Genomic DNA, 6,665 nt, shown 5'->3' with positions numbered 1-6,665 from the left:
AGGTGCGAGCGAAGGTGCCCACCCGTTCGCTGAGGTGCGAGCGAAGGTGCCCACCCGTTCGCTGAGGTGCGAGCGAAGGTGCCCACCCGTTCCCTGAGGTGCGAGCGAAGCGAGCCACGAAGGGCCGGCGACGTCATCTCGCCAGGCCTTCGTGGCTCGTCGCTATCGCTCCTCGCACCTCAGGCATCGGTGGGGCGCCACAAGGGAATCGGGGCCGGACGCTTGGCGTCCGGCCCCGGATTTCCCCTGTGAGAGGTGAGGGTCTAGTTGCTGGAGACCTCGTAGCCCATCGGCAGCATCGTCGACTTGTGCTCGAGGAAGGACTCCAGGCCTTCGCGGCCGTTCTCGCGGCCGATGCCGGAATTCTTGTATCCGCCGAAGGGGGACTCGGGATCGATTGCGTACCAGTTGATCCCGAAGGTGCCCGTGCGGATCTTGGTGGAGATCTCGATGCCGCGTTCGACGTCGTTGGTCCACACCGTGCCGGCGAGTCCGTAATTGGAGTCGTTGGCGATGGCGATGGCCTCGTCGACGTCGTCGTAGGCGATGACCGACAGGACGGGTCCGAAGATCTCCTCCTGGGCGATGGCCATGTCGTTGGTGACGCCGGTGAAGATGGTCGGGGTGAGGAAGTAACCCGAGTCGAGGCCGGCAGGACGTTCGCTCTCGAGAGCCGGTGTGGCACCGGCCTTCTTGCCGAGTTCGATGTACTCCTCGACCTTCTGGCGCTGCTTCTCGGTGATCAGCGGGCCGAGCTGGGCCTCGGGGTCCGACGGCAGGCCGACCTTCATGGCCTTCGCCGCGTCGACCATCGCCGCGACGATCTCGTCCTGACGGCTGCGCGGCACCAGGATTCGGGTCTGCGCGACGCAGGCCTGGCCGGTGTTGAACAGGCCGAGGAACGTCAGCATGAAGGCGTTCGCGGCGATGTCGACGTCGTCGAGGACGATGGCCGCCGACTTGCCGCCCAGCTCGAGCGAGCAGCGCTTGAGGGTCTCGGCGCAGGCGGCGCCGATGGCCTTGCCCGCGGCGGTCGACCCGGTGAAGGTGATCTTGTCGACGTCGGGATGGGCGACGAGGGCCTGGCCGGTCTCGGTGCCGCCGGTGACCACCGAGATCGCCTCGGCGGGCACGCCGGCCTCGATGAACAGCTGAGCCACGTAGTTACCGGTGAGCGGGGTCTCCGGGGCAGGCTTGAGCACCACCGAGCAGCCTGCGGCGAGCGCGGCGCCCATCTTGTTGCAGGTGATGAACAGCGGGACGTTCCAGGCGCAGATCGCGCCGACGACGCCGACCGGCTCGCGGGTGATGCGGGTGGTCCCGAACAGGCCGGTCCGGTACTCCTCCCACTGGTAGTCGCGGGCGGCGTTGGCGTAGGCGCGCAGGACGCCGGTGCCGGGCAGCTGCTGCAGGGTGGCGATGGCGCTCGGCGGCGCGCCCATCTCGGCCGAGACCAGTGCGGTGATCTCGTCGCCGCGCTCGTCGATCAGGTCGGCGACCTTGGCGATGATGTCGGCGCGCTGAGCCGGGGGCGTCGAGCTCCACACTCCGGAGTCGAAGGCGGCGCGTGCGGCCTTGACCGCGGTGTCGACGTCGGTGGCGTCGGCGTGCGGCACCGAACCGACACGTTCCCCGGTGGCGGGGGAGAAGACCTCGAGGGTCTCACTGGAATGGGGGTCGACCCATCGGCCGCCGATGAGCAACTGGGGTTGATCCCCGCCGCCGGTGACGGTTGCGGTGTGGGACTCCACGGTCTCGGTCATTACGCGTGTGCTCCTCAGGAGGACGGGTCCTTGCCGGTCAGCGGCGGATTTTTCATCCGCACGCGGGCAAGTGTGAACTACGGCACACGCAATACTAGAACACGTTCTAACTTCGCCGCCAGGGGCGGCGGTGAATCAGCCCCGGCCGAAGGCCGCTCGGGCCTCCAGTCCTTCCATGACATCCTCGAGCACGTCGAGCTGTCCGGCCGGGTCGGCGGCCTCGAGGAGGCGTTGCTGATCATGCGGCTCGACCTGGAGTCGGTTGGCCCAGCGGTAGATCGGCGACACGTCCGCCATCAGGGGATCGGCGTCGATGATGTCGAGGGCGGCGAAGATCGTGTCGACGTCCTTGCCGGCGGCCTCGAGGGTCTGGCGCATGACGACGCGCAGCCGCTGGTCGATCGAGTGCAGCCGCTCGAGGTCGGCCTCGGCGGGCTCCGGTTCGGCGAGTACCTCGACCCGGGCACGGGGATAGGGATCGTCGGGCAGCCATTCGACGACCCGGAATCGAGAGGTGCCGGTGCCGGCCAGTAATGCCCGGCCATCCGGGAGTCGGTCGGTGACGTCGGCGAGCACCATCGTGCCCGCGTCGCAACGGACCTCGCCGCCCCCGACCTCGGAACCCCGGGCGATCAGCACCACCCCGAAACGCACGACCGGTCTTCCGTCGGACTCCTCCATGAGGTCGCCGACCATCTGCCGGTAACGCGGCTCGAAGACTCGCAGCGGCAACTCGCCACCTGGCAGCAGGGCGGTGCCGAGGGGGAACATCGGCGAGACGAGCTGCTCGCCGGCCGGGATGAACGGGCTCAGGGTTGCTCCGTCAGGCCCTGGGCCGCGCGTCGAGCACGACCTCGAACTCGAGCAGATCGGCACCCGAGGCAACCGGCTTGGCCCGCTCCCCGGCGTGCGCTTCCTTCGCCGGGCCGGAAGCCCACGCCTGGAAGTCCTCCTCGGACTCCCACTGCGTCACGACGAAGTAGCGGTCGTCGCCCTTGACCGGACGCAGCAGCTGGAACCCGAGGAATCCCTTGGAGCCGTCGACCGAGTGGGCGCGGTTGGCGAACCGCTTCTCCAGCTCGGGTCCGGCGCCCTCGGGAACGGTGATTGCATTGATCTTCACAACAGCCATGCGTCCACCATAGGCGTTGCGAGTGCGGTCGTGACGGTGTTGCCCGACCCCGAAGGATCGTTAGGGCGGATACAGTTTCGGCCATGTTCGACACCCACGCGATCGGCGAGATCGGGTTCCGCGACCACGGGGGGCCGGCGATCGTCGACGACGCCCGCGGCCTGCTCGACGAGGGCACGATGACACGGCCGATCGTCCTGCTGCACGGGTTGATGGGGCGTGGGCGCACGTGGCGGCGACAGGTGCCATGGCTGCGCCGGTACGGCCGGGTGTTCACCTACGACGCGGCCTTCCACACCGGCGCCGACGTCGAGGAGCCGGACAGCGCAACAGAACTCGCCACCGAACGATTCGTCGCCGACCTCGCCGAGATCCTCACCTGGATCGACCGCGGACCGGCAGTCCTCGTCGGGCACTCGATGGGGGCACTGCACGCCTGGTGCACCGCCGCCGCCTATCCGGAACTCGTGGCGGCGCTCGTACTCGAGGACATGGCACCCGACTTCCGCGGGCGGACCACCACCAACTGGACGCCCTGGTTCGAGTCCTGGCCCGAGCGCTTCGAATCCGTCGACGAGGCGGTCGCGATGTTCGGTCCGGTGGCCGGGCGGTACTTCTACGAGGCGTTCGACGACGGGCGGCTCCACGGCCGGATTCCGTTGTGGGGCGCGATCGCCGACGAGTGGGGTATCCGCGACTTCTGGTCGGAGTGGGAAGAGGTCGCGGTGCCGTCGCTGGTCATCGAAGCCGAGTACACGGTCACGCCGCCCGGGCAGATGCGCCGCATGTGCGAGGTCAACGAGCATGCGCAGTATCTACGCGTCGAGGGGGCCGGGCACCTCGTCCACGACGACGCGCCACACGTCTATCGCGGTGCGGTGGAAGCGTTTCTGTCCGGCCTCGACAGCTCGCAGAAATAGATCGGGGCGCACACGATGTCTCGTGCGCGCCCCGAAAGGATGGATCGAGATCAGGCGGGATCGGCGGGTGCGATCGGTGCGCCGTTGAGTCGACGCCAGCAGTGCACCAGGAACAGCTGGGCGACCGGCGCTGCCACGATCAGTCCGACGTAGCAGACGAGTACGCCCACGAGGTTGATCGCGTAGGTGACCAGCAGTGCGATCAGCGAGTCGCCGACCTTCGACTTCGTCAACTCGAACGACGTCTTCATCGCGTTGATCGGCGAGAGCCCCTTGTCGATGGTCGCGACCACCGAGAACATCAGGAAGAACATCGCGACGAGACCCGGGATGATACAAAGCGCGTAGCCGATTCCGGTGATGATGCCGACCAGGATGGCGGTTCCGACGACCGGCCCGAAACGGATCGGGGTCAGGAACGACTTCGCGGTCACCGGTTCACCGTTCGCGACGCGGACCGCGCCCGAGATGATGCTCGCCTGGATGTACAGCAGGCCCAGGATGAAGACGAGGTACACCAGGCCGAAGAGGATCGAGCCTCCGAAGCCCAGCGACGTCTCCTCGTAGTAGAAACCGTTCCCGTAGTCGACCCTCTCGGTGGTACCGAAGATCGCCACTGCGGAGAACCCCACCGCGATGAGGGCAGCGCCGAGCAAGAACACCGCGAGGCCCGGCAGGATCATGGCGCCGACATTGTTCTTGAACTTGTTGAAGGCCCAGGAGAACGCCTCGCCCACATCGACCTTGGTGCCCGGGGCGCCGGGAGCGCCGGGGTACGCGCCCGCGCTGCCGTACTGCGGTGCACCCGGGGGCGGCGGAGGCGGTGCCTGTCCGTACTGCGGCTGGCCGTAATCGGGCTGCTGGCCGTACTGCGGCGGCTGCTGTCCGTAGTCGGGCTGCCCGTACTGCGGCGGCTGTTGGCCGTACTGGGGCGGGGGCGGTGGCTGCTGCCCGTACTGGGGCGGCTGCTGCCCGGGTTGTCCACCCGGCTGATTCGGGTCCGACGGCGGGACAGGAGGATACGGCGGCTGACTCATGGATCGGGACATTAGCAACGATCCGGGTCCAGCGGGAGACTATGCCCGAACGATCAAATGACTGGTCATCGACCTTGGCACGAATTATGTGTCCCGGTGGGCGAGTTGTCTCGCAGAACGTGCAAGAGATTCCGCGACCTGCGGTGACGCTGGTTGTCCGACGGCTTCAACCCTCGCCCGCAAGACAATAGCGCCCGTCGGTGGTGATCTCCACGAGTCCGTCGACGAGCAGTGAGTCGAGGGCACGGTCGCGTTGGGCGGTGTCGCTCGTCCACACCACGTCGAGCTTCGCACGTTCCACCGAACCGGTGGTGCCGCGCAGTACGTCGAGAAGGAGGCCGCGGACCTGGCGGTCGGTGCCGGCGAACTTCTGGGTCTTCCGCGGCGGGCCGGTGTGTGCGGGGCGGCCGAGTCGTACCCACGTGCAGTCCACGAGAGGGCAGTTGTCGCACTTGGGGTTTCGGGCCGTGCACACCAGTGCGCCCAATTCCATGAGCGCGGCGGAGAACCTCGGCGCGTCGGGCGCGTAGCCGGCGTCGGCGGCGCGGGGGAGGAGTACCTCGGCATCGTCGAGGTCCCGTCGCGAGGGGTTGCCCGGCTGCTCCCGGCCGTGGACCGCCCGCGCGATGACGCGACGAACGTTGGTGTCGACGACGGGAACCGCTTGGCCGTAGGCGAAGCAGGCGACCGCCCGTGCGGTGTAGTCGCCGATGCCGGGCAGGGTCAGCATGGTCGCGACGTCTTCGGGTACGCGGTCGTCGTGGTCGCGCGCGAGGACCTTGGAGCATTCGTGGAGACGGAGGGCTCGGCGTGGGTAGCCGAGTTTGCCCCAGGCGCGCAGGACCTCGCCCGCGGACTCGACGGCCATCGCCGACGGCACCGGCCAGCGCTCGACCCACGCCCGCCACGGTTCCAGCACCCGGGACACCGGAGTCTGCTGGAGCATGATCTCGCTGATGAGGATCTGCCACCCGGTGCACGACGGATCCCGCCAGGGCAGGTCGCGTTCATGGGTATCGAACCAACCGAGCAAAGCGCCTGGTGGCACACTATTGATCATGATCGGAATGACACCACGTCAGGCCTGGCGCGTTCTGCGCGACGGCAACGACCGATTCGTCACTGGCGAGTCCCAACATCCCAGTCAGGGTATCGAGGACCGCGAGCGTCTCGTCGGAGGGCAGCATCCCCACGTGGTGCTGTTCGGCTGCGCGGACTCTCGTCTGGCCGCCGAGATCATCTTCGACCAGGGGCTCGGCGACATGTTCGTCGTCCGAACCGCGGGCCACGTCATCGATTCGGCCGTTCTCGGCTCGCTCGAGTATGCCGTCGAGGTGCTCGAGGTCCCGCTGATCGTGCTTCTCGGCCATGACAGCTGCGGCGCGGTCAAGGCGACCCTCGACGCCCTCGACGACCTGCAGATCCCGGGTGGCTACATCCGCGACGTCGTCGAGCGTGTGACGCCGTCCATCCTCGCCGGACGCAGCGAAGGGCTCTCGCGTGTCGACGAGTTCGAGGCGCGTCACGTCGTGGAGACCGGTCGTCTTCTGATGCAGCGCAGCCGCATCATCGCCGACCGCATCGCCACCGGGAAGCTCGCGATCGTCGGCCTGACCTACAAGCTCAGCGATGGCCGGGTCAACCTGGAATCCGTCTACGGCGACATCGGCGAGAAGCCGTCGCGTTCCGCACAGGCCGAGACCGCCTGAGCCGCAACCGGCCCCGAGCCTGAAGGCGAACTCTAGACTTTGCCTGCTCGGGGCCGCTTTTCGGTCGCGACACGCCGCACGTGATCAACCGGAAGTCAAGATCC

General features: G+C 67.8%; 7 protein-coding genes. 2 read left to right on the top strand and 5 right to left on the bottom strand.

Features of this window, described 5'->3' with window-relative positions:
• Positions 1 to 263: 263 nt before the first annotated feature.
• The 3 genes from GONAM_RS03275 to GONAM_RS03265 all read right to left on the bottom strand — a co-directional run bounded on the left by GONAM_RS03275 (position 264) and on the right by GONAM_RS03265 (position 2,895).
• The gene (locus GONAM_RS03275) at positions 264 to 1,763 is read right to left on the bottom strand and encodes an aldehyde dehydrogenase (RefSeq protein ID WP_006865350.1); all 1,500 of its coding nucleotides are present in this window, start codon (positions 1,761 to 1,763) and stop codon (positions 264 to 266) included.
• 135 nt (positions 1,764 to 1,898) lie between these two features.
• Positions 1,899 to 2,534 (bottom strand): LON peptidase substrate-binding domain-containing protein, encoded by a 636-nt coding sequence (locus GONAM_RS03270; protein WP_006865349.1) that lies wholly within the window; start codon positions 2,532 to 2,534, stop codon positions 1,899 to 1,901.
• Between the two features lie 52 nt (positions 2,535 to 2,586).
• Complete coding sequence (locus GONAM_RS03265) at positions 2,587 to 2,895, bottom strand: antibiotic biosynthesis monooxygenase family protein (RefSeq protein ID WP_006865348.1); 309 nt, start codon at positions 2,893 to 2,895, stop codon at positions 2,587 to 2,589.
• A gap of 83 nt (positions 2,896 to 2,978) precedes the next feature.
• On the opposite strand from GONAM_RS03265, the gene GONAM_RS03260 reads away from it, so the two are divergent.
• Complete coding sequence (locus GONAM_RS03260; RefSeq protein WP_006865347.1) at positions 2,979 to 3,815, top strand: alpha/beta fold hydrolase; 837 nt, start codon at positions 2,979 to 2,981, stop codon at positions 3,813 to 3,815.
• 50 nt (positions 3,816 to 3,865) lie between these two features.
• On the opposite strand, the gene GONAM_RS03255 is transcribed toward GONAM_RS03260, so the two are convergent.
• The gene (locus GONAM_RS03255) at positions 3,866 to 4,852 is read right to left on the bottom strand and encodes a hypothetical protein (protein WP_006865346.1); all 987 of its coding nucleotides are present in this window, start codon (positions 4,850 to 4,852) and stop codon (positions 3,866 to 3,868) included.
• Between the two features lie 166 nt (positions 4,853 to 5,018).
• Positions 5,019 to 5,912, bottom strand: a complete 894-nt coding sequence (locus GONAM_RS03250; RefSeq protein ID WP_040535216.1) for an iron-sulfur binding domain-containing protein — start codon at positions 5,910 to 5,912, stop codon at positions 5,019 to 5,021.
• Between GONAM_RS03250 and GONAM_RS03245 the strand changes: the two genes are divergently transcribed.
• Complete coding sequence (locus GONAM_RS03245; protein ID WP_040535214.1) at positions 5,911 to 6,561, top strand: carbonic anhydrase; 651 nt, start codon at positions 5,911 to 5,913, stop codon at positions 6,559 to 6,561. The genes GONAM_RS03250 and GONAM_RS03245 overlap by 2 nt on opposite strands.
• Positions 6,562 to 6,665 lie beyond the last annotated feature (104 nt).

The sequence above is a fragment of the Gordonia namibiensis NBRC 108229 genome, assembly GCF_000298235.1.
In the GTDB taxonomy this organism is placed as follows: domain Bacteria; phylum Actinomycetota; class Actinomycetes; order Mycobacteriales; family Mycobacteriaceae; genus Gordonia; species Gordonia namibiensis.
The sequence above is the reverse complement of the archived record's forward strand: the minus strand, read 5'-3'. Positions and strand labels throughout refer to the sequence as shown.